This window comes from Corynebacterium crudilactis, from assembly GCF_001643015.1.
Lineage (GTDB): Bacteria > Actinomycetota > Actinomycetes > Mycobacteriales > Mycobacteriaceae > Corynebacterium > Corynebacterium crudilactis.
The window spans coordinates 1,658,053-1,679,028 of the sequence record NZ_CP015622.1 but is presented as its reverse complement, the minus strand read 5'-3'; the positions used below and the strand labels follow the sequence as shown (position 1 = coordinate 1,679,028).

The following is a 20,976-nucleotide window of genomic DNA, read 5'->3' as shown; positions in this document are numbered from 1 at the left end:
TACTTAACCAGTTTTTAATGAAAGGCTAGCGAATTTTATATGAAGGTCTCCGCCGATATACCCGGTCACGCTGATCCAGGCCCAGGCCGGCGCCTTGGTTTAGATGTCGGTACCGTGCGTATCGGTGTGGCAGCTTCTGATCGTGATGCCCGCCTCGCTATGCCCGTGGAGACAGTGCCTCGGGAAACTGGTTTCAAAGGCCCAGATTTGGCCGATGTTGATCGGTTGATTGAACTGGTTGAACAGTACAACGCTGTAGAAGTCATCGTAGGTTTACCCACAGACCTGCAAGGAAATGGTTCCGCCAGCGTAAAACATGCAAAAGAGATCGCGTTTCGTGTGCGTCGCCGCCTCAAAAATGCTGGAAAAAATATTCCGGTAAGGCTTGGCGACGAACGCCTCACCACCGTTGTAGCTACGCAAGCCTTGCGCGCATCAGGGGTAAGCGAAAAAGCAGGACGCAAAGTCATTGATCAAGCTGCCGCTGTAGAAATCCTCCAAACGTGGCTGGATGCTCGTACTCGAGTAACGGAACCTGAATCCACAGACACCATAGATTTCGACGAGAAGGGAAACTTCCCAGGATGACTCAAATCCGAAACCGCCGGATGGAACCCGTCTATGTAAAGCGACGCCAACGGTTTATCTCCGTGACTATCGCTTCACTTATTCTTATCATTGGCGCCATCATTTACATCGGTGTAGCAACATCAAACCGCACCCCACATGACTATGAGGGCGCAGGTAACGGCGTAATCCAATTGGTGGAAATCCCTGAAGGTTCCTCAATCTCACAACTTGGACCAGAGCTGGAAGAACGCGATATCGTAGCCACCAACTCGGCTTTCCAAACTGCGGCCAATAATAACCCGAATGCAGGCAGCGTCCAGCCGGGATTTTACCGTTTGCAAGAACAAATGAATGCTGCCGCCGCGGTTTCAGCTTTGCTTGATCCAAATAATCAAGTGGATTTGCTTGATATCCACGGTGGCGCAACATTGATGGATGTCACTGTGGTCGGCGGAAGCACTCGTCTTGGTGTGTACTCCCAAATTACCGCAGTAACATGCACAGAAGGTTCTGCTAACTGCATTACAGTTGAGGATCTTCAGCAGGTTGCATCCACCGTTCCACCAGCACAATTGGGTGTTCCGGAGTGGGCAATCGCAGCAGTAGAAGCACGTGGAAATGATCCAAAACGCCTTGAAGGCCTGATCATGCCTGGTCGTTACGTGGTCGATCCAAGCAATGATGCGCAGGCAATTCTGACTGATCTGATTACGCGTTCCGCGCAACATTTCACTGATACTGATATCACTGGTCGCGCCGATGCGATTGGCCTAACGCCTTATGAATTGCTTACTGCAGCCTCCTTGATTGAGCGCGAAGCACCAGCAGGCGATTTTGACAAGGTTGCTCGTGTGATCTTGAACCGCCTTGCAGAGCCAATGCAGATTCAGTTCGACTCCACTGTGAACTACGGACTCTCGGAGCAAGAAGTTGCCACCACCGACGAGGACCGCCAAACAGTCACCCCATGGAACACCTACGCCATGGACGGATTGCCACATACCCCAATTGCCGCGGTCTCCACTGAGGCACTTCAAGCCATGGAAAACCCAGCTGAAGGAAATTGGCTGTACTTTGTCACCATTGATACTGATGGCACCACCGTATTCAATGACACCTTTGAACAACATGAAGAGGACATTGCACACGCACTCAACAGTGGTGTTCTCGATAGCAACCGATAGAGATTAAAGGATAGAAATTGGGCTCTCATATTACGCACCGGGCAGCAGTTCTGGGTTCTCCCATTGAACACTCCAAATCACCAGTCCTGCATAATGCAGGCTATGTGGCACTCGGATTAGATCAGTGGGCATATGATCGCTTCGAATGCACAGAAGAGATGCTTGAGGGCATTGTCTCCGGTGTAGATGAGAGCTACCGCGGGTTTTCGGTCACCATGCCGGCAAAGTTCGCAGCCTTGAATTTTGCAGATGTGGTCACCGACCGTGCACGTGCCATCGGATCCGCCAACACCTTGGTGCGCACCGATGAAGGCTGGCGCGCAGATAACACCGATGTTGATGGCATCAAAGGGGCCCTAGGCGAGTTGCTGGATGGCACTTCCCTTAACGGAAAGTACGCCGTAGTCATCGGCTCCGGCGGCACCGCCCGCCCCGCCATCTGGACCCTTATCGAAGCAGGGGTTGCACATATCACGGTGCTTAACCGCTCAGATCGCACCAGCGAACTACAAGCGCTTTTCGACGCCACCCCCACCACATTGTCTTACGCCCCCATCAGCGCAGCCCCCACAAATGCCGATGTGGTGATCTCAACTGTTCCATCATCAGCTATTGCAGGCCACGAACAGAGCTTGGCAATCGCTCCAGTCCTCGATGTGATTTATGATCCATGGCCAACCCCATTGGTCGAAACCACCCGCGCTGCTGGCTTCCCAGCAGTCGGCGGACACGTGATGTTGGCACACCAATCTTATGGTCAATTTGAGCAATACACCGGCAAAGAAGCACCACGCGATGCCATGCGAAAAGCACTAGAGGAATCTTTGAGCATCTCGGACTAGCTGTCTGCTTTTAGTGTTTGGTTCTTCGCGGGGCTTTAGTGATCTGGGGATTCGCGGGACTTTAAGTTCGACTTCGCCCTTTCGACTTCTCGAGCTCAACTTCTCATATTCGACTTCACTATGGTTTTCGAAAAACCCGACTGAAGTCGACCACGAGAAGTCGAAGGTAAGAAGTCGTTGTTGTGAAGTCGCTCTTTAGTTTTTGCCCAGACCTCTACACTTTCCTTGTGAAACGCAGATGTATGTCTTCGCCAAGATCAAAACGATCCACCTGGACACCGTAAACCGGTTCTAAATGTTCTGGTGTCAAGACTTCAGAAGGGGAGCCTTGAGTGACCACTTTTCCGTTATCCAACAAGATAATGTGATCGCTGTAGGTGGCGGCAAGATTGAGATCGTGAAGGACAATCACAGCACTGGTGGCAAGTTCGCGGATGAGATGTAGCACCTCGTGTTGGTAGCGGATGTCTAGGTGGTTGGTGGGCTCATCAAGCAAAATGTGTGTGGCATCTTGTACTAGGGCACGGGCAATGAGCACGCGTTGACGTTCGCCGCCGGAAAGTGCAGCAAATTGTCGGTTGGCTAAATGCAGGGCGCCGACACGAAGGAGCGCTTCTTTTACTAACCGTTGATCTTCTTCAGATTGGCCCGCAAACATCTTTTGGTGGGGGAGCCTGCCCAATAACACCAGATCAGCCACTGTCATGGGCAGATCGGAATCATGTTCTTGGATAACTACCGCCATTTTTCTTGCGATCTCTTTGCGATGAATCCGAGCAAGCTCCACACCATCAACCTGTATGTCTCCTTCTGTTGGGCGCAGTGCACCATAGAGGGTGCGCAACAGCGTGGTTTTGCCGCTGCCGTTTGGGCCAACTAAACTGACGGTTCCTTTTTCAGGAAGAAGCAGGGAGACGCCATCAATAACCACGGAGTCGCCGAAGCTGTGGTACAGATTCGTTGCTTTAATCATGGATGCGTTTCTACAAAGTTAATAACCTGCTCAAAGCCATCAACAGCCAGGGGAGTTGGGGGTTCTGCAAAATTCATCAGCATGGGCAAAACTTTGCCTTCCTGTAGAGCGCTAAGCGCCGCAGAGCCTTGTAGATGTCCTATTTCTGCCACGACATCTGCGGGATCGCCATCACTGTGCAGCACAATGATGTAATCAGGGTTTCTAGCAATTAGTTCTTCTGCAGTGACTTCAAAAATACGCTCGGATTGAGTATCAAAAACATTGTGTAATCCAGCTTTTTCCACCACCGGATTAGCCATAGATCCGCGTCCGTAGGCATAGGTGACACCTCCTCCGATGGTGGGGTAGAGAACTGCCACGGTTTTATCGGAATCAATCACGCGTGCCTCTAAATCTGCTACTCGGATTTGAAGTTCAGCCACATATGCGTCTGCTTCGGTAGAACGATCAAAGACAGTTCCATAGGTGGAAATTTGAGACCAGACATCATCAAAACTCACATCACCTGTGAGGGCACCACAGAAAACTGGTTCTTCTAGAACTGGAACGTTGGATGCCGCCATGGACGCTCGATTGATGGTGTCTGTTTCACCTAGAACGATATCTGGATTGGCAGCAACGACGATTTCTTTGGAGATAAGTACATGTCCACTGGCATCGATTTTATCGGATAACGTGGGAATTTTTTCCACACGTTTTTCCAATTCAGCATCGTAATATCCTTGTGGAAAGGCACCTGCTTTTGCCACGACTTGGTCAAGCACCCCCAAGGCATCAAGGGTGGGTACGGCTGCGCTTTTCATCAGTGCAATATGTTCTGGCGCCTGATCAAAGGTATAAGAGTTTCCGCAGTTTTCAACCTCAATGCCTTGACCTGACATGTGTGGGGCAGGGGCAGTTTCTGTGCCACAAGATGTTAACCCAAGTGCTAGAAGGACAGCTAAGGGCGAGAGAAATTTACGCATGTTTCCTTTTCTAAAAAACTTAAGCAGAGTGCATGCGGCGGACCAAGATCAACAAAAAAGGTGCGCCGATGAGTGCGGTGATAATGCCGATGGGGATTTCCTGTGGAGCAAGAAGTGTGCGTGCTGCGATATCTGCCCAAATAAGCAAGATCGCACCCATAATTGCGGAAATCGGAAGCATGAGACGGTGTTTCCCGCCGACAAGCCGCCTGGCTAAATGGGGGATCACGAGGCCAATGAATCCGATACTGCCAGCCATCGCAACGATGGATCCAACAAGCAAACAGGATGCGATGAGAAGGAAAATGCGCAGCCGGTCTGGGGAAATTCCTAGGGTTAGTGCTGTTTCATCACCGGAGTTTAACGCGTCTAGTTGTGGTCCCATCAGCATGAGCAAGGCCAAGGTAAGTCCCACGATGATAAAGATAATCGCCATCGGACCATTCCAAGCTGCCAATCCTAAAGATCCCAATAGCCAAAACATGACAGAGCGGCTACCTTCGGCGGAATCTGAGGAGAAAATCAAAAAGCTGGTGGCAGCAGAGAGCATATAGCCAATAGTGACACCAGACATCAGCAGTCGTGTGGAAGAAATGCGGCCTGCTGATTTAGCCACGAAAAAGATCAGTGCAGAGGCCACCAGTGCACCTAAAAATGCACTGCCTTGTAGAGCATAGTCGCCGAATCCTGCTCCGACGCCGAACAGAAGTGCTGCCGCAGCGCCACAGCTTGCGCCGGAATTTACGCCAAGAATATAGGGATCTGCCAGCATATTGCGTACGAGTACCTGCATGATTGCGCCAGCTATAGCCAGCCCTGCTCCCACGGCTGCGGCCAACATCACTCGGGGAGTGCGAATATCCCAAATGATGGCATCTAAAGAAACTGCATGTGCACCGTTGAGAGGGCTGCCAAATAGGTGGTGGCTAATCACAGTCCAGGTAGATGTTGCTGAGGTGCCAGTGGCACCAATGAGAACTCCGCAGAACATGGAGAAAAGCAGCACTACGCTGAGTGCCAGTGTCCAGTTAATTGCCCTACGCCGACTAGTATTGAGTCCAAGTTCGTGGAAGCTCGTGTGGGTGCCACGCTGTTTGCGTGCCGTGTGAAGCATGAGAAAACACTAACACTCAAATGATTGTTTGACTATTAGCGAAAGAGATTACTTATGGAGCACCAGTCTCATCTCCTGCAGCTTGCTGATGAGTGGGCGCCAAAATTCAAATTGCTGGGCGATCGCACACGATTGCGTCTCCTGCTGGCACTGCACTATCACGGTCCCGGAGAAGCGACTGTCTCGGAGCTTGCCGGAGCCGTCGGAGTTACCCTGCCCACGGCATCCGCCGCGCTGCAACTGCTTGCAGAAAACGGCGTGGTGGAGTCCTTCAAGGAAGGGCGCGTAACAAGGTACAAGCTTGTCGACGCCACAACCCACACGTTGCTTCATCAGCTTGGGGGCACCCACCGCCATTGAGGGAACCAAACCGTGTGTTGGCCAGTCAAACTACATATGGGGATTTTTATAGTGGGGTTATGGTGCGTGATTTTAAGTATTTATGACATCAGACAGCGACGGTTACCAGATTTTCTCACCCTGCCTGGAGCAGCAGTGATTACCCTCTGGGCCTTGGTGGTTGATCCAACGTGGATTCTGGGCGGGCTGTTGTGGGCCGGAATTTATTTTGTAACCGCCGTATTAGTTGGAGGTATAGGTGGGGGAGATATTAAATTCGCGCTCGGATTAGGCACGGTAGTGATGTCTTGGGGGATATCAGCAGTCTTCTTCACAATTGTGGGTGCATCACTAATCTCTGCCCTTGTCAGTGCGATTTTGGTAATCATGGGAAAGATTAAGCGACCTGGTTCTGTTCCCCATGGGCCAAGCATGGTTGTGGCGAGTGCGTGTGCCCTTGTTATTTGTGGATAGATTTTGGTAGTTAGCTGTTCTTAAGCAGGTTCCCTCGATAGCCTGGTCTGGTAATGCAACAACCCCAAGCCATGTGCTTGGGGTTGTTGCATCGATCTATATTGATGCGGTCTGAGATTAGAAAAAACGTCTTCGCTGGGTTATGATGAAATCATCACGACTGGCCGTCATTCCCGATAAGGGGAGGCGGCCAGTTCTCTTTCTATACTGGCAAGATGGCTAGCACATATAATAAACCGTTTCTCGATATAGACAGTTAGCTCGATCGTTTGCGTGAGCGCGGCATGATATTTTCGGACCAGGAGCGAGCCTATCGAGAATTGCAAGCAATTGGATATTACCGCTTATCTGGTTATTGGTATCCGTTTCGAAAATGGCCAAAAGAAGTAGGGGAAGCACGTCCGTCAGATTTTTTGAAGGCACAACTCTCGATGAAGTACTCAAAATCTATCGTTTTGATGAGCGTCTACGTGCAGAAGTACTTCATGCTATTTCTCAAATAGAAGTGGCCATACGATTTCGAATTGGACACCTTCTCGGACGACGAGGGCCATTTGCGCATAATGATGGTACCCAATTAGATCCTGACTGGATTCAGAAGAAGTCTTGAGAATCGAATAACCCTAATTGTTCAGCAGGCTGTGAGTGGTGCGAGAGTGACCATGAACAATGGATGCGGAAGCAAGCTCGAAATGAGTCTATTTCGAGTGAGGCGTTTATCGCGCATTTTAACTCCCACTACGGGAAACAATTGCCGGTGTGGACCGCTACGGAAACCATGACTTTCGGTCACCTTAATCGCCTTTTTAGTGCTATGACGCAGCGGGATCGCCAACAGATCGCAGTTGATTTCGACGTTTATCAAGAAGGCGGAAATGGCGATGCCCATGCTTTTTCAAGTTGGTTAGAACATTTACGCCAGACTCGCAACTACTGCGCCCATCATGCTCGGCTGTGGAATCGAAACCACACGGCTCCCCTCGCGGCTCCGAATACGGTCAACGAGATGAACCATCTCCAAGGTGCAGAAGTGGTGGATGCTGGAACTCGCTCCATTTCACGAGCGGCCAGCCGTCTTTACGGAACTCTCGTGCTTATTGCATATCTGCTTGCGCGTATCGATTACTCGAATGAAACACGCAACAGAATCCTCACGCTGGTTACGAACTTTGCGGCGGAACGGCCCAACCGGTTAAAGTCAATGGGTTTTCCAGATGGGTGGGAGAATCAAGATATCTGGCAAAGTAATTATGTAAGAAACGAGGAACTGACCCGTCAGGCAGATATGTTGCGCGATGTTGATCTGCTGTACACCTCAGATGCTGCTAATACGCTTCAGTGTAAAGAAAGCGATCGTGAGCGTCGGGGGTTATTAAATTATTATCGCAAAAATGGTGCTGTATTATCCGTTCCGGGAACTCAAGCTTATCGCTACCCGTCGTTCCAGTTTGATATGCAAAGCGGAAATCTCTTCCCAGATGTGATCATCGTTAACCGACGGTTGTTGAATGGGGGTCAGGCTTCAGAGGCGGATCGGTGGAACGCACTGAACTGGTGGACTACTCCGAAGAGCTTCATACCTGGAGACCTCAGCCCACGAAAGGCGTTTGAGGAGGGAGTCCTTACTCGGGAAGTCATCGATAATCTGCTCGACCCGAGAGATGATGAATAGATTTTTAGCGAGCCAACTATGCCTACAGGTTTTATAAAGAAATTTCATAGAAATTATTTTGGGGAATGCTTCTGTGAAAAATGAGGGGATAGGGGTCAGGTCACTACCAGTGAATTGAATTTCCAAGACTACTAACAACGTATTTGCCTCGGAGGACAACGAAGCCTTCTTCGTTGGAGAGATCTGCACCAAGGTCGGCCAAATTAGATATAAATATTATGATGGATATATAATGGACACTTGCCCAAAGATTGCGGGGGTATCAGCCAGCATTGCGCCCGAGATTTTGAAACCTAGAACAGTCCACAGGCTTGATATTCAGTGCTTGTTTATGCAAGACATTTCCTTCTGTCTATAGCTCCATCAATGGCGGTTTCCGAAGTGAAGGTTGAATCTGAAACACAGCGCTGAAATGTCTTATTTATCTATCATCGTGGGATCATTGATAATTTCTGTCCTACTCTGTGGAATATTTTTGTGGGGAAAATTGGGGAGTGGGGTTAAATTAATTCCCGGGGACTTAACAAAAGTTATTGTTTCTACCTGCGCGTTTGGTGCTTTTAGGCGTCGAAAAGCAATTTTTTAACGCTCTTGAGGAGGGCTGGATACAGTATCTTTGGCCTTTCGTGCGATAATGCTATGCATGCTTCGATGGACTACAGCAGGTGAATCCCACGGCCAGGCGTTAATTGCCACAGTTGAGCACATGCCAGCAGGCGTGCCCGTGACTAAAGATGAGGTCACGTATCAACTGGCGCGTCGCCGTCTCGGTTATGGACGCGGTGCCCGAATGAAGTTTGAGCAAGATGAACTGTCTTTCCTCACCGGCATCCGCCACAGCCTTACTTTGGGCAGCCCCATTGCCATCATGATTGGCAACACTGAGTGGGATAAGTGGACCACCATCATGTCCTCTGATGCTTTGGACATGGAGGATCCGGATAACGTTGCAGCGATGTCTTCTGGACGTGGTGCAAAACTTACCCGCCCACGACCTGGACATGCTGATTTCTCCGGCATGCTTAAGTACGGCTTTGATGATGCCCGCAATGTGCTGGAGCGTTCCTCTGCCCGTGAAACTGCAGCTCGGGTAGCGGCAGCAACTGTTGCGCGCTCTTTCCTCCGTGAAACTCTTGGCGTGGAAGTGCTCTCCCATGTCATCTCAATCGGTGCATCTGAGCCATACGCCGGTGCGGAACCTACCTTTGCCGATATCCAGGCAATTGATGATTCTCCAGTGCGTGCGTTTGGCAAGGATGCTGAAGAATCCATGATCAAGGAAATCGAATCGGCGAAGAAGTCCGGCGATACCCTTGGCGGCATCGTGGAAGTTATCGTCGAAGGCCTGCCAATCGGCCTTGGTTCCCATATTTCTGGCGAAGATCGCCTTGATGCACAAATCGCAGCAGCGCTCATGGGCATTCAAGCAATCAAGGGCGTTGAAATCGGTGACGGTTTTGAAGAGGCACGTCGACGTGGCTCTGAAGCGCACGATGAAATGTTCTTGGATGACAACGGCGTCTACCGCAATACCAACCGTGCAGGTGGCCTTGAAGGCGGCATGACCAACGGCGAAACCTTGCGAGTACGCGCTGGCATGAAGCCTATTTCCACAGTGCCCCGTGCACTGAAGACTGTGGATCTGTCCAACGGTAAAGCTGCAACTGGTATCCATCAGCGTTCTGATGTGTGTGCAGTTCCTGCTGCCGGTGTGGTTGCAGAAGCAATGGTTGCTCTCGTACTTGCTCGCGCAGTGCTGCAGAAGTTTGGTGGCGATTCACTCGCGGAGACAAAATCCAATATTGCCAATTACCTTAAAGGTATTGAGCAGCGGATGAAGTTTGAGGCTTTAGAGGATGGAGCGTAATGAAGTGAATGATCAGATTCATTCTGAACATCAACTAGATGATACTTCTTCATGCTCACGTCCCATCGTCGTGTTGGTGGGCTTGCCAGGAGCTGGCAAATCCACCATTGGGCGTCGATTAGCGCGCGCCCTAAACACTGATCTCGTTGACTCTGATGAATTGATTGAGGACGCCACTGGGAAAGCCTGTGGCGCCGTCTTCAGTGAACTCGGCGAGCCTGCATTCCGCGAGCTTGAGGCCGTGCACGTGGCGGAAGCTCTGAAATCAAACGGAGTAGTCAGCCTGGGCGGTGGAGCTGTGTTGACGGAATCTACCCGCGCACTGCTCCAGGGCCATGATGTGGTGTGGATTGATGTTCCTGTTGAAGAAGGTATCCGACGCACAGCCAATGAGCGTTCACGGCCTGTTCTGCAAGCTGTCAACCCAGCAGAGCATTACCGAAACCTGGTGAAAGTCCGCACCCCGTTGTATGAAGAGGTTGCTACTTACCGACTACGCACCAACAACCGCAGCCCTCAACAAGTCGTTGCCGCGGTTTTGCATCACCTAGAAATTGATTAATTAAACCGGGCTGTCCATATTCAACATGGGCGGCCCGGTTTTGTACTATAAGAAAGGCATCACCCCAATGAGTTCAGCGCAGATCTTCAACACCGTTCATGTCAATGGAGCTTCTCCTTATGATGTGCATATTGGTTCCAACCTCAATGCTCTTATCGTGGAGCGCGCAGCTTCATCAGGTGCGGAGCAAGTAGCTATTTTGCACCAGCCGAGCATGGATGCTATTGCTGCTGATTTGGAAACTGCACTAGTTGCTGCAGGGCTGAAAGTCTTGCACCTTAACGTTCCTGATGCGGAAAATGGAAAATCGCTTGAAGTAGCAGGCGAGTGCTGGGATCAATTGGGCAATGCGACTTTTGGTCGCCGCGATATCGTCATCGGGCTCGGTGGCGGTGCAGCAACTGACCTAGCTGGATTTGTCGCTGCTGCATGGATGCGTGGCGTGCGTGTTATCCAGGTTCCAACTACCTTGCTAGCCATGGTTGATGCAGCAGTCGGCGGAAAGACTGGCATTAACACTGCAGCAGGAAAAAACCTCGTGGGTGCCTTCCACGAGCCTGATGCTGTGTTCATTGACACTGATCGTCTGGCTACTTTGCCAGACGCGGAGATCATTGCGGGTTCTGCAGAAATCATCAAAACTGGTTTCATCGCTGATCCAGAAATTCTGCGCCTCTACGAATCCGATCCTGCAGCCTGCCTGAAAAAGGAGATCGAAGGTTCGCATTTGCCGGAACTTATTTGGCGTTCTGTCACCGTGAAAGGCTCCGTTGTCGGCCAGGACCTGAAAGAATCCAGCCTGCGCGAAATCCTCAACTACGGACACACCTTCGCCCACGCCGTAGAATTGCGCGAAAACTTCCGCTGGCGTCACGGCAATGCAGTGGCCGTAGGCATGATGTTCATCGCTCACCTCTCCCACCAGCTTGAGCTTATCGACGCGCCTCTCCTGGAGCGCCACCGCGCAATCCTGGCGGCTATCGGTCTGCCGACCTCTTACGAAGGTGGCGCCTTCGATGAACTATATGAGGGCATGACCCGCGATAAGAAGAACCGCGATGGCAATATTCGCTTTGTCGCATTGACTGAGGTGGGCGAAGTAACGCGCATTGAAGGCCCGTCAAAACAAGATCTCCGCACTGCGTATGAGGCAATTAGCCACTAAGCGATGTGGCTGTGTGCTGATTTAAGGGATTGAATATCTAGAATGGATGTTCGCCTCAAGCCATGTCCATCAGGCGCTTAGACTGGCGTCTGGAGGCGGTCCTTTTTGGTATACATGGGGCTATTGGGAATCCTGTGAGATTCTGGTGCAAGGATCTGCCGCATCCGCTTGGTGGTCTTGGTAAATCCCTCTCTGTCAGGCTGGTTGTGAAGCAACCACAACCAGCCTCAAGGAGAAATACCCACCATGACTGTGAACATCCCCACCAACTACACCGATGAGCTGACCCCGGAGCAAAAACGAGCACACGTCATCGCCTACCTCTCCCGCAAACACGGCACCAAAGCCGCCTACCTCACCGAACACAACCTCTCAGCATCAGCAGTGATGAACTGGCGTAACACTCTGGCTGACGGGGATCTTGAACAAGGCATCATTCCACGCAAGACTGGACGCATGACCTTCAAAGAAGTCCGTGAAAATACCGCACTACGCACCGAAATCGACGATTTAAAAGCCCAACTCGCTGCTGCCAATGCACATATCGATTCCAGTAACACCACCGTGGAAAAACAACAGAAAAACATCGAAGAGCTCCACAACGCCATTGATGCGCTGGGAAAAGCTATCGCCATCATGCACAAAGATGGCGTGGCCTAAGACGCGGCGGTAGCCGACTTTCCCCACAGTACCAAGAGCTCTATGACCACAACATTGGTGCAGAAGAGCACCTGATTAGTTGCCTGCGTAGTGCTGCGTATTCCAAAAAGCAGGCATTGGCAGTGCTGGGGTTATCTGAATCAAGCTACTACTACCGTCATCATCCCCGGCCACCTGTTGCTGATCCCATCCCGCATACCCAGCGTTGTGGATCAAAACGGATCAGCGATAAGGACCGCGAACACATCGCAACACTACTTCGTGCGGGGTTTGATCAGGGATTAAGCGTGCGCCAGATCTTTTATCAACACGTTGATAGCGGTGAGAGGTTGCTTGCGGGTGAGCGGATGTTTTACCGGATCGCACAAAGCTTGCGTGATCCGGTGATTAGACCACGGCGTCATCGCGAGCCAGCAACGGTACCGACAGTCACAGCGACAGGTCCAGGTCAGGTATTTGTGTGGGATGTCACCTGGGTCAAAGGCCCGTATGTTCGTGCGTTGTATGCCTTGCATGTGGTGATGGATTTGTATTCCCGCAAGATTGTGGGCTGGACGCTGCAACCACGTGAGAACAAAAACATGGCAGTGATGTTGATGGAACAGACCATTAAGCAAGAAGGTTTAGGCCGTGTTGAGGTCGTTCACTCTGATAATGGGGCGATTATGACCAGTAAAGATATGGCTCGGATGCTTGATCGGTATGGGGTCAAACAGTCGTTGATTAGGCCGGGGGTTAGTAATGATAATCCGCATTGTGAATCAGTCAATCATACGATTAAGCATCATCGTTTGGGGTTGGAGGTCTATGACTCTATTGAGCATGCGTACACGTGTTTGGGGTCGGTGATCAGTACGTATAACACGGTGGATTATCACAGTGGGATCGCGAATTTCGTTCCTGAGCAGGTCTTTGATGGGAGTTGGGTGGCAGCAGCGAAGAAACGTCGTGAAGTGTTGGGGCGTTATTATGCGGCCCATCCGGAGCGGTTTCATCGCCCACCGCGGGTGAAACGACCTCGGCGGGTGGTCAGTATTAATGCTCGTCGGGTTGATGATGAGTATTTCTTGATTGAGTAGGGACCAGTACCGAGAATGTATTGAATGTATCTTCACATCTGCTTGACACACGGCGAATCGAACGAATATTTGCATAATGCCGGCCTGTAGATGCAAGAATCTGCCACATTTTAGCAAAAATTAGCGATTTGGAACGAGAATTTGCATCTTGAGCAAGGCGGGAGCCTAGTTCGATCGGGTAAAAGTAGATTATCGATTGAGCTGTTTTCAGTACTCAAATGAGCCAAGCCAGGACTAAGAACGCGGTAATCTACTAGTTTGGATTAGAAGTAACCTACACGTGTGATTTTTAAAAGGAGAGAACATGGCTTTGGCTGATACCCGTTTTGCCACTCGTCGTCGTGCCCTTGCTGCAAAGCTTGCAGCTCAACGAATCGATTCAATTTTGGTGACAAGCCCCATTCATGTTCGCTACCTCAGCGGATTTACTGGTTCCAATGGTGCACTGATTGTGAACAAAGATTTGTCTGCACTCATCTGCACCGATGGTCGCTACACCACCCAGATCGCTGAAGAAGTGCCAGATATTGAGGCACTGATCGAACGTGCCTCGGCAACGGCGCTGTTGACCCAGGTTGAGGAGCCGCGTCGTATAGCGATCGAATCTGCCCAAACCACCCTGGAGCAGTTCGAGAGCCTCCGTGCAGTAACTAAGGAAGACGTAGAACTTATTCCCGTCACCGGTGTGGTGGAATCAATCCGCTTGATCAAAGATAGCTTCGAGCTCGACCGCCTCCGCGATGTCGCAGCACTGGCCTCACAAGCATTCGAAGATTTACTCGCCGCAGGAGAACTCGCAGAAGGCCGATCAGAGCGTCAAGTTGCTGCAGACCTGGAATACCGCATGCGCATGCTCGGTGCAGAGCGCCCAAGCTTTGACACCATCGTGGCCTCTGGTCCGAATTCCGCGAAACCACATCATGGTGCCGGCGACCGGATCATCGAACATGGTGATCTAGTCACCATCGATTTCGGAGCTCATGCCCGCGGTTTCAACTCTGATATGACCCGCACACTCGTGATGGGAGAAGCGGGGGAGTTTGAAACAGAAATCTACGAGATCGTCTTGGCATCCCAGCTGGCAGGCGTTGATGCTGCTTATGCCGGCGCCAACCTCGTTGATATCGACGCAGCATGCCGCAAAGTCATCGAAGATGCCGGCTATGGCGACTACTTTGTACACTCCACCGGCCACGGCATTGGGCTAGAAGTACACGAAGCTCCCTATGCTGCAAAGACCTCACAAGGTGTGATTGAAGCAGGTGCAACATTGACCATTGAGCCAGGAATTTATGTACCTGGAAAGGGCGGAGTTCGCATCGAGGATACCCTGATTATCACGTCCGGAGCACCGGAAATCATTACCAAGGTGAGTAAGGACCTCAACGTAGTGTAATCTAGGTGAGCTAATAACGGTCTGCGCGATTTTTGATTTTGCGTAGGCCCTCAACCACGTAATCCACGAGGGAGATCACATCCGTGGCAACTACCGCTGATTTCAAGAACGGTCTAGTTCTAAAGAACGAAGGCAAGCTGCAGCAGATCATCGAGTTCCAGCACGTTAAGCCAGGCAAGGGTCCTGCATTCGTGCGAACCAAGCTCAAGGACGTCGTGACCGGCAAGACCGTCGACAAGACTTGGAACGCTGGCGTCAAGGTTGAAACCGCAACCGTTGACCGTCGCGATGTTACCTACTTGTACAACGATGGCACTTCTTACATCGTCATGGATGATAAGACCTTCGAGCAGTACGAGCTGTCCACCGATGCTTTCGGCGATGCTGGTCGTTTCTTGCTTGAAAACATGCGCGTCCAGGTGTCCTTCCACGAAGGCGAAGCACTCTTCGGTGAACTTCCACTGTCCGTGGACCTTCGCGTTGAGCACACCGATCCAGGCCTGCAGGGCGACCGCTCCACCGGTGGCAACAAGCCAGCAACTTTGGAGACCGGCGCAGAGATCCAGGTCCCACTGTTCATTGAGACCGGAAACGTCCTCAAGGTAGACACCCGCGACGGTTCTTACCTTTCCCGCGTTAACAACTAAGATTCTCCACAGCAGAATCCGCCAGAAGAATTTGCACACCTTTGGTGTGCACCCTTGATTGAATAGGAACAAAGAGAACCCAACGTGAGCGAGCGTCGACAAGATTACAAGCGACACGGATCCCGCTATAAGGCACGTATGCGTGCCGTAGACATCCTTTTTGAAGCGGAATCCCGCGATGTTGATCCAGTGGCCATCATTGATGACCGCCACAAGTTGGCGCGCGACATCAACCCCATTGTTGCCCCGGTTGCTGAATACACCGAGACAATCATCAATGGCGTTGCTGTCGAGCTAGACACCCTCGATGTGTTTCTTGCAGAGCACATCGCGGAAACGTGGACTCTTGGACGTCTCCCATCAGTGGATCGCGCGATTCTACGCGTCGCATCCTGGGAAATGATCTACAACGCGGAGATCCCAGTCACCACCGCAATTGTGGAAGCTGTAGAAATCGCTTCTGAGTACTCAGGTGATAGTTCCAGTGCCTACATCAACGCAACCCTAGACGCCATGGCATCAAAGGTGGATACCCTGCGTGAACGTGCCGCGAACCCAGAAGCTGTATCAGTCGAAACCGATGAGCTTGATGGCGGACCGGTTGCACCATGGGATGATTCCGAGCTGGACGATGTTGAGACTGAAGCTGAAGAAGCAGCGGATGTTGCTGAAGACGCTGAGGTTTCTACAGAAACTGTAGAATCTGAAGGTTCTGCGGAAAAGTCCGAAGAAGTTTAAGCCCTTCTGGCATATATTAAAGCGCTGTTCCCCTCAAATCTGGAGGGGAACAGCGCTTTAGTTTTGGGATGATTTGAAACCAAACCACAGTGCCCACGGAAGCTAAAAAGCTCCGCCCTGGGCATCTGTGACCGGTTTCCAGAGCGAATAACCAAACGAGGCTGCCCACGGCAAGTGAAAACTTGATCCGTGGGCATTGTGGTTTGGTCGGGTGAAAAATCTCCATTTCACGCCCGAAAAAGTGCCCTTCCAGAATCGATTCTAAGAGTCTAGAGACACCTAGCTCATATAAATGCTTATTCTGAAATGTAGGGGCCTTAAATCGACTTAGTTGTTTGATGGAGAAACATCGAACAGCCAAAATATTGCAAGACTGCGTTAGCCGATCTTTTGGCCAGCCTTGGCAACAGCATCTTGAATTGCGAGGATGTGATCGATGGCGTTTTTCAGCATTGCAGAAAGCTGAATATCGTTGAGTCCAGCAGCGATGGGAACATCTTTTTCTGCACGGACCACGATATTTTCGGTGCGATCAACCACGACGGCTTTGGCTGCAAAATTGAAGCAGTTGACTTGGTTGCATGCAAGATGCCATGCAGGATTACCATCGGCAACTGGCATTTCAGTAGGGCGGTCTGCGCGGACGATCAGTACGGAACCGATAACAGCGAGCATCACATGATGGCCGTTCAAATTGGCGCTTGCGACTTGGGATCCAGTGCCTTGTTCATCGGCGACGAGGAGATCAATGCCGAATTCCTTCATGATGAGGGAAATACGTTCGATGGTCACTGGAATCGGTTTTGGGGTGCTGATAGAAGTGGAATCAGTGGTCATGGTGTTCATCCTTCCAAGTCACTAGATCTGGGAACTGCTGCTCGAGCCATTCGAAGCATTGGACAGCCGATTCGATGGAGCTCATCACGAAGGAGCCCACCTGATTGCGGCTCATGCCTGCTGAAATGACCACATGGCGCAAAGCATTGATTGCGAGAGTGTCTTCGCCCAGTTCAAAAAACCTCACGGTGGGGGTGAACTGGGTGAGGTTCCATTCATTGGTTGCAGCCAGAATCTGTGCTGCAGCATCAGTAGAGGGGGCGCCTCGCCACATAGCTTCCATAGTCAAGCTGTCATCTAATTGAATGAAGCTAATGGCAGCGTTGATAAATCCGGTGCGGATTACCTTTTCGCCGTCGTGTTCATCAATGCGGTAGTCGAGTTTTTCATCCTGGAGAATCCCCACAATGGCATCTAGGTTAAATTCCTGAATGTCGTTGGGGTGCTCTGCTGGGGGTGTTTGAGGCACTGGAGTGTTTCAGTCCTTCCAAAATCCTTTAAACAGTAACTTTTCCACCACACTACAGATGCTGAATTTAGTCGTTGCGCTTGCGCCGGAAATTAAGGATTGAGGAGAGGATACTTTGCTCAACTTCTTCTGGATCTTCCAGGTTTGTGGCATCTGCTTCTAAAACTGGTGCTTTTTTAGCGATCTTTTTGGCAGCTTTGAGTTCCGCGCGTTCTTGTTTACGTTCGGCTTCGATCTCTTGTTGCTGGGCGAAATCGGCAAGCTGTTCATAGCCCAATTCATGAGCGATCGCAGCACCAATATCGGTGTAGCGGAAGGTGTGTCCGAGGCTTTCCAGTACAGCTGGAGAAGTGCGTTGATCTGCCAACGCAAGTTCTTCTGCGCCCTGGCTGCCCAGTAGGATTTTTGGTCCAAGTGAAGGGATCTGGATGAAGGCGGGGCGGTGCATGCTGGTTGCCAGAACTTTGGTCATCTCTGCATTGGATACCGGGTTTGGTGCGACAGCATTAATCGGCCCGGAAACCTTCGCATCCACGATGGCGCGGTAGTAGATATCGGTGAGATCGTCAATGGCGATCCAGCTGAACCAAGAAGAGCCGTCGCCGAATTTTCCGCCCAGCCCGGTGGAAAATAGTGTTTTGAGCAGGGGCAGCATGCCACCACGTCCACTGAGTGCCACGCCGGTGCGGATTAATGCGACGCGTTTTCCTGCTTCAGCGGCAGGGGTGGTGGAATCTTCCCAATCTCGGCATACTGCAGCGAGGAAATCATCGCCGGATGAGGATTGTTCTGTGAGGATTTCTTCACCGCGATCATGGCCGTAGAAACCTACTGCAGAGGCGGAGATCATGGTGGTGCACTGTGCTGAATCGGCAACAAGTTCTGCGAGGAATTTGGTGGGCAGGATGCGCGATTCGCGGATAGCTTCTTTGTGTGCATCGTTGAAGCGTCCGAAAATAGGTTCACCGGCGAGGTGGACAAGGACATCAACGCCATCAAGCAAATCGGAGGCTGGGTTGAGGGGATCCCAGTAACGTTGCCCCGGCTTTGGTTCTTTGCGGACAAGTTGGATGACGTCGTGTCCACCAGTTTGTAGTTGTGCCGTCAGCGCGCGGCCGACAAGGCCCCTGGAGCCGGTGATGGCTACGGTGAGTGGGGAGGCGTCGAAAAGCGTGCTGGTGCGGTCGAGGAATTTTAAGTCTTCGATCAGCTGATTCTGTCGGTAAGCAAACATGCCCGTCAGGGTGGATGCGGGCAGACGAGTCCGGACGGAATCGGTGATGAGGGTGCCCCCATCTTGGTCCACGAAATTGTGCACATGACGCCAATTGGCAAGGGCTTTAACGGGTGCGGTTAAGCAGACATCAGTGAAGCGTGAACCGTTCAAAAAGCCCGAAAGGTCATGGCGTGCCACCCATTTAAGTCCCGCGGGCAGGCTGAAAACTGTCGTACCATCGGAAAGGCGTTCTGCCTGCTGGGAGGGTGTTAATGGGACAAATGGGGGAGTCAGACGTGCGACAGCGCCCTTGCGGGTATGCCAATCCCAGACCATTTCTCGGGGAAAGGGAATAAAATGGCTTGTGGTCAGACTCACAGGGCTTCTCCAAGTCAGTGGATGAGGAGGTCCCAGTGGGTAAACACCGGGTGTCCTACAATGATCAGTTATCACAGATTCGACTGTCATGATGTACCATCTGCTTAAGCATTTTGGTGTTTCGCTGTTGTTTACAGTGGTTCACCGTGAAGCGTTACCTAAGATCATAGTCAGCATCTTGGAGTGAATGTGACACGGTACGCTATAGTGTCAGTCAGCAGCCAGGTAACTGGTCGTTGCAAAGATTTTGCATAATTGGACATCCTTTAACGGACCGCACAGAGAGGCGGGGAAGGAGGTCACGATGAGCGAACGTAATAGTGCTGTACTCGAACTTCTTAATGAGGACGATGTCAGCCGTACCATCGCACGCATCGCGCACCAGATTATTGAAAAGACCGCACTTGATTCCAAGGATGCGGACCGAGTCATGTTGTTAGGTATTCCCTCAGGTGGAGTCCCACTGGCTCGGAGACTTGCGGAAAAGATCGAAGAATTTTCCGGCGTTTCGGTAGCAACCGGCGCTGTAGATATCACCTTGTATAGGGACGATCTTCGCAATAAACCACACCGCGCATTGCAGCCCACGTCAATTCCCGCAGGTGGAATTGATAACACCACCGTGATTTTGGTGGATGATGTGCTGTTTTCCGGTCGTACCATCCGCGCAGCACTTGATGCCCTGCGCGATGTTGGACGCCCCAACTATGTTCAATTAGCTGTGTTGGTTGACCGTGGTCACCGCCAGCTGCCCATTCGCGCTGACTATGTGGGCAAAAATCTCCCCACCGCACGTTCCGAAGATGTTTCCGTCATGCTGACAGAAATTGATGGACGTGATGCTGTCACGCTTACTCGCGAAGATTCCGAAGGGGAGTCCTAGATGAAGCACCTCCTATCAATTAGCGATCTGTCCAAGGATGAGATTGTTGGATTACTTGATGAAGCAGATCGCTTTAAGGAGGTGCTCGAAGGACGTGAAGTAAAGAAACTGCCAACCCTGCGTGGTCGCACGATTTTTACCTTGTTCTATGAGAACTCCACGCGTACTCGTTCGTCCTTCGAAACTGCAGGAAAATGGATGAGCGCCGATGTGATCAACATTTCGGCATCATCTTCCAGCGTGAAAAAAGGCGAGTCGCTGAAAGATACCGGCTTGACTCTTTCCGCGATCGGCGCGGACGCAATCATCATGCGTCACCCAGCATCCGGTGCAGCGCAGCAGCTTGCGCAGTATGTCGCGCCAGGTGGCAACGGACCTAGCGTGATTAACGCCGGCGACGGCTCACACCAGCACCCAACCCAGGCGCTTCTCGACGCTTTGACCATTCGGCAGCGCACCGGCCGCATTGAGGGACTCAAAGTTGTGATTGTGGGTGATTGCCTGCACTCCCGCGTTGTGCGCTCCAATGTGGACTTGCTGTCCAAGCTGGGTGCAGAAGTTGTTCTGGTCGCTCCACCAACCTTGCTGCCAATGGGCATTGAGAATTGGCCGGTACGTTTCTCTTATGACATGGATGCAGAAATTGCAGACGCAGATGTGGTGATGATGCTGCGCGTGCAGCAAGAACGTATGCAGGGTGGATTCTTCCCTTCACACCGTGAGTACGCAACGCTGTATGGGATGTCTAAAGAGCGTGAATCTCGCCTCAAGGATTCTGCCATCATCATGCACCCAGGGCCGATGCTTCGTGGCATGGAAATTAACTTCCAGGTTGCAGATGCACCGCGTACCGCAGTGCTCCAGCAGGTAACCAACGGTGTGCACATGCGCATGGCCATTTTGTTTGCTCTAGTCGCCGGTTCCGACGCGACTATCTAATTAA

General features: G+C 51.4%; 21 protein-coding genes and 1 pseudogene. 16 read left to right on the top strand and 6 right to left on the bottom strand.

The window, feature by feature from the left end:
* Window positions 1-39: 39 nt before the first annotated feature.
* The 3 genes from ruvX to ccrud_RS07890 are packed head-to-tail and all read left to right on the top strand — an operon-like array spanning window position 40 to window position 2,596.
* The gene (gene ruvX, locus ccrud_RS07900; RefSeq protein ID WP_066565916.1) at window positions 40-588 is read left to right on the top strand and encodes a Holliday junction resolvase RuvX; all 549 of its coding nucleotides are present in this window, start codon (window positions 40-42) and stop codon (window positions 586-588) included.
* Complete coding sequence (gene mltG / locus ccrud_RS07895) at window positions 585-1,754, top strand: endolytic transglycosylase MltG (RefSeq protein ID WP_066565910.1); 1,170 nt, start codon at window positions 585-587, stop codon at window positions 1,752-1,754. The genes ruvX and mltG overlap by 4 nt, the downstream gene beginning before the upstream one ends.
* 17 nt (window positions 1,755-1,771) lie before the next feature.
* The gene (locus tag ccrud_RS07890; protein WP_066565908.1) at window positions 1,772-2,596 is read left to right on the top strand and encodes a shikimate dehydrogenase; all 825 of its coding nucleotides are present in this window, start codon (window positions 1,772-1,774) and stop codon (window positions 2,594-2,596) included.
* A gap of 214 nt (window positions 2,597-2,810) precedes the next feature.
* Here ccrud_RS07890 and ccrud_RS07885 read toward each other — a convergent pair whose 3' ends face one another.
* From ccrud_RS07885 to ccrud_RS07875, 3 genes are read right to left on the bottom strand one after another with little or no spacing between them, the layout of a single operon-like run.
* On the bottom strand, window positions 2,811-3,569 hold the full coding sequence (locus ccrud_RS07885; protein WP_066565905.1) for an ABC transporter ATP-binding protein: 759 nt from the start codon (window positions 3,567-3,569) through the stop codon (window positions 2,811-2,813).
* The gene (locus ccrud_RS07880) at window positions 3,566-4,537 is read right to left on the bottom strand and encodes an ABC transporter substrate-binding protein (RefSeq protein WP_066565901.1); all 972 of its coding nucleotides are present in this window, start codon (window positions 4,535-4,537) and stop codon (window positions 3,566-3,568) included. The genes ccrud_RS07885 and ccrud_RS07880 overlap by 4 nt, the downstream gene beginning before the upstream one ends.
* A 19-nt stretch (window positions 4,538-4,556) precedes the next feature.
* Window positions 4,557-5,651 (bottom strand): FecCD family ABC transporter permease, encoded by a 1,095-nt coding sequence (locus tag ccrud_RS07875; protein WP_066565899.1) that lies wholly within the window; start codon window positions 5,649-5,651, stop codon window positions 4,557-4,559.
* Between the two features lie 54 nt (window positions 5,652-5,705).
* Between ccrud_RS07875 and ccrud_RS07870 the strand changes: the two genes are divergently transcribed.
* The 11 genes and pseudogenes from ccrud_RS07870 to nusB all read left to right on the top strand — a co-directional run bounded on the left by ccrud_RS07870 (window position 5,706) and on the right by nusB (window position 16,250).
* Entirely contained in the window at window positions 5,706-6,011 is a 306-nt protein-coding gene (locus tag ccrud_RS07870) for an ArsR/SmtB family transcription factor (protein WP_066565897.1), read from the top strand.
* A 36-nt stretch (window positions 6,012-6,047) separates the two neighbouring features.
* Window positions 6,048-6,464, top strand: a complete 417-nt coding sequence (locus ccrud_RS07865) for a prepilin peptidase (protein WP_066565896.1) — start codon at window positions 6,048-6,050, stop codon at window positions 6,462-6,464.
* Window positions 6,465-6,837: 373 nt separating this feature from the next.
* Window positions 6,838-8,136: pseudogene (locus ccrud_RS07860) on the top strand (Abi family protein).
* Window positions 8,137-8,779: 643 nt separating this feature from the next.
* Window positions 8,780-10,003, top strand: a complete 1,224-nt coding sequence (gene aroC, locus ccrud_RS07855; protein WP_211271297.1) for a chorismate synthase — start codon at window positions 8,780-8,782, stop codon at window positions 10,001-10,003.
* A complete protein-coding gene (locus ccrud_RS07850; RefSeq protein ID WP_066565890.1) occupies window positions 9,993-10,565 on the top strand; it encodes a shikimate kinase in 573 nt (190 codons plus the stop codon). Before aroC ends, ccrud_RS07850 begins: the two co-directional genes overlap by 11 nt.
* 67 nt (window positions 10,566-10,632) lie before the next feature.
* Window positions 10,633-11,730 (top strand): 3-dehydroquinate synthase, encoded by a 1,098-nt coding sequence (aroB, locus tag ccrud_RS07845; RefSeq protein WP_066569710.1) that lies wholly within the window; start codon window positions 10,633-10,635, stop codon window positions 11,728-11,730.
* Between the two features lie 246 nt (window positions 11,731-11,976).
* Complete coding sequence (locus tag ccrud_RS07840) at window positions 11,977-12,390, top strand: hypothetical protein (protein ID WP_066563576.1); 414 nt, start codon at window positions 11,977-11,979, stop codon at window positions 12,388-12,390.
* 122 nt (window positions 12,391-12,512) lie between these two features.
* The gene (locus ccrud_RS07835; protein ID WP_245670192.1) at window positions 12,513-13,469 is read left to right on the top strand and encodes a DDE-type integrase/transposase/recombinase; all 957 of its coding nucleotides are present in this window, start codon (window positions 12,513-12,515) and stop codon (window positions 13,467-13,469) included.
* Between the two features lie 304 nt (window positions 13,470-13,773).
* On the top strand, window positions 13,774-14,865 hold the full coding sequence (locus tag ccrud_RS07830; protein WP_066565888.1) for an aminopeptidase P family protein: 1,092 nt from the start codon (window positions 13,774-13,776) through the stop codon (window positions 14,863-14,865).
* 83 nt (window positions 14,866-14,948) lie between these two features.
* A complete protein-coding gene (gene efp, locus ccrud_RS07825) occupies window positions 14,949-15,512 on the top strand; it encodes an elongation factor P (RefSeq protein ID WP_066565883.1) in 564 nt (187 codons plus the stop codon).
* An 84-nt stretch (window positions 15,513-15,596) separates the two neighbouring features.
* Entirely contained in the window at window positions 15,597-16,250 is a 654-nt protein-coding gene (nusB, locus tag ccrud_RS07820) for a transcription antitermination factor NusB (protein WP_066565882.1), read from the top strand.
* A 378-nt stretch (window positions 16,251-16,628) separates the two neighbouring features.
* On the opposite strand, the gene ccrud_RS07815 is transcribed toward nusB, so the two are convergent.
* The 3 genes from ccrud_RS07815 to ccrud_RS07805 all read right to left on the bottom strand — a co-directional run bounded on the left by ccrud_RS07815 (window position 16,629) and on the right by ccrud_RS07805 (window position 19,150).
* Window positions 16,629-17,087 carry a YbjN domain-containing protein gene (locus ccrud_RS07815; protein ID WP_066565881.1) on the bottom strand — a complete coding sequence of 153 codons (459 nt, stop codon included), beginning with the start codon at window positions 17,085-17,087 and terminating at the stop codon, window positions 16,629-16,631.
* A complete protein-coding gene (locus ccrud_RS07810; protein WP_066565880.1) occupies window positions 17,077-17,556 on the bottom strand; it encodes a YbjN domain-containing protein in 480 nt (159 codons plus the stop codon). Before ccrud_RS07810 ends, ccrud_RS07815 begins: the two co-directional genes overlap by 11 nt.
* A 67-nt stretch (window positions 17,557-17,623) precedes the next feature.
* Window positions 17,624-19,150 carry a TIGR01777 family oxidoreductase gene (locus ccrud_RS07805; RefSeq protein ID WP_066565878.1) on the bottom strand — a complete coding sequence of 509 codons (1,527 nt, stop codon included), beginning with the start codon at window positions 19,148-19,150 and terminating at the stop codon, window positions 17,624-17,626.
* A 304-nt stretch (window positions 19,151-19,454) separates the two neighbouring features.
* On the opposite strand from ccrud_RS07805, the gene pyrR reads away from it, so the two are divergent.
* Entirely contained in the window at window positions 19,455-20,033 is a 579-nt protein-coding gene (gene pyrR, locus ccrud_RS07800; RefSeq protein WP_066565876.1) for a bifunctional pyr operon transcriptional regulator/uracil phosphoribosyltransferase PyrR, read from the top strand.
* A complete protein-coding gene (locus ccrud_RS07795) occupies window positions 20,034-20,972 on the top strand; it encodes an aspartate carbamoyltransferase catalytic subunit (RefSeq protein ID WP_066565874.1) in 939 nt (312 codons plus the stop codon). It begins immediately after the preceding gene.
* Window positions 20,973-20,976: the final 4 nt, after the last annotated feature.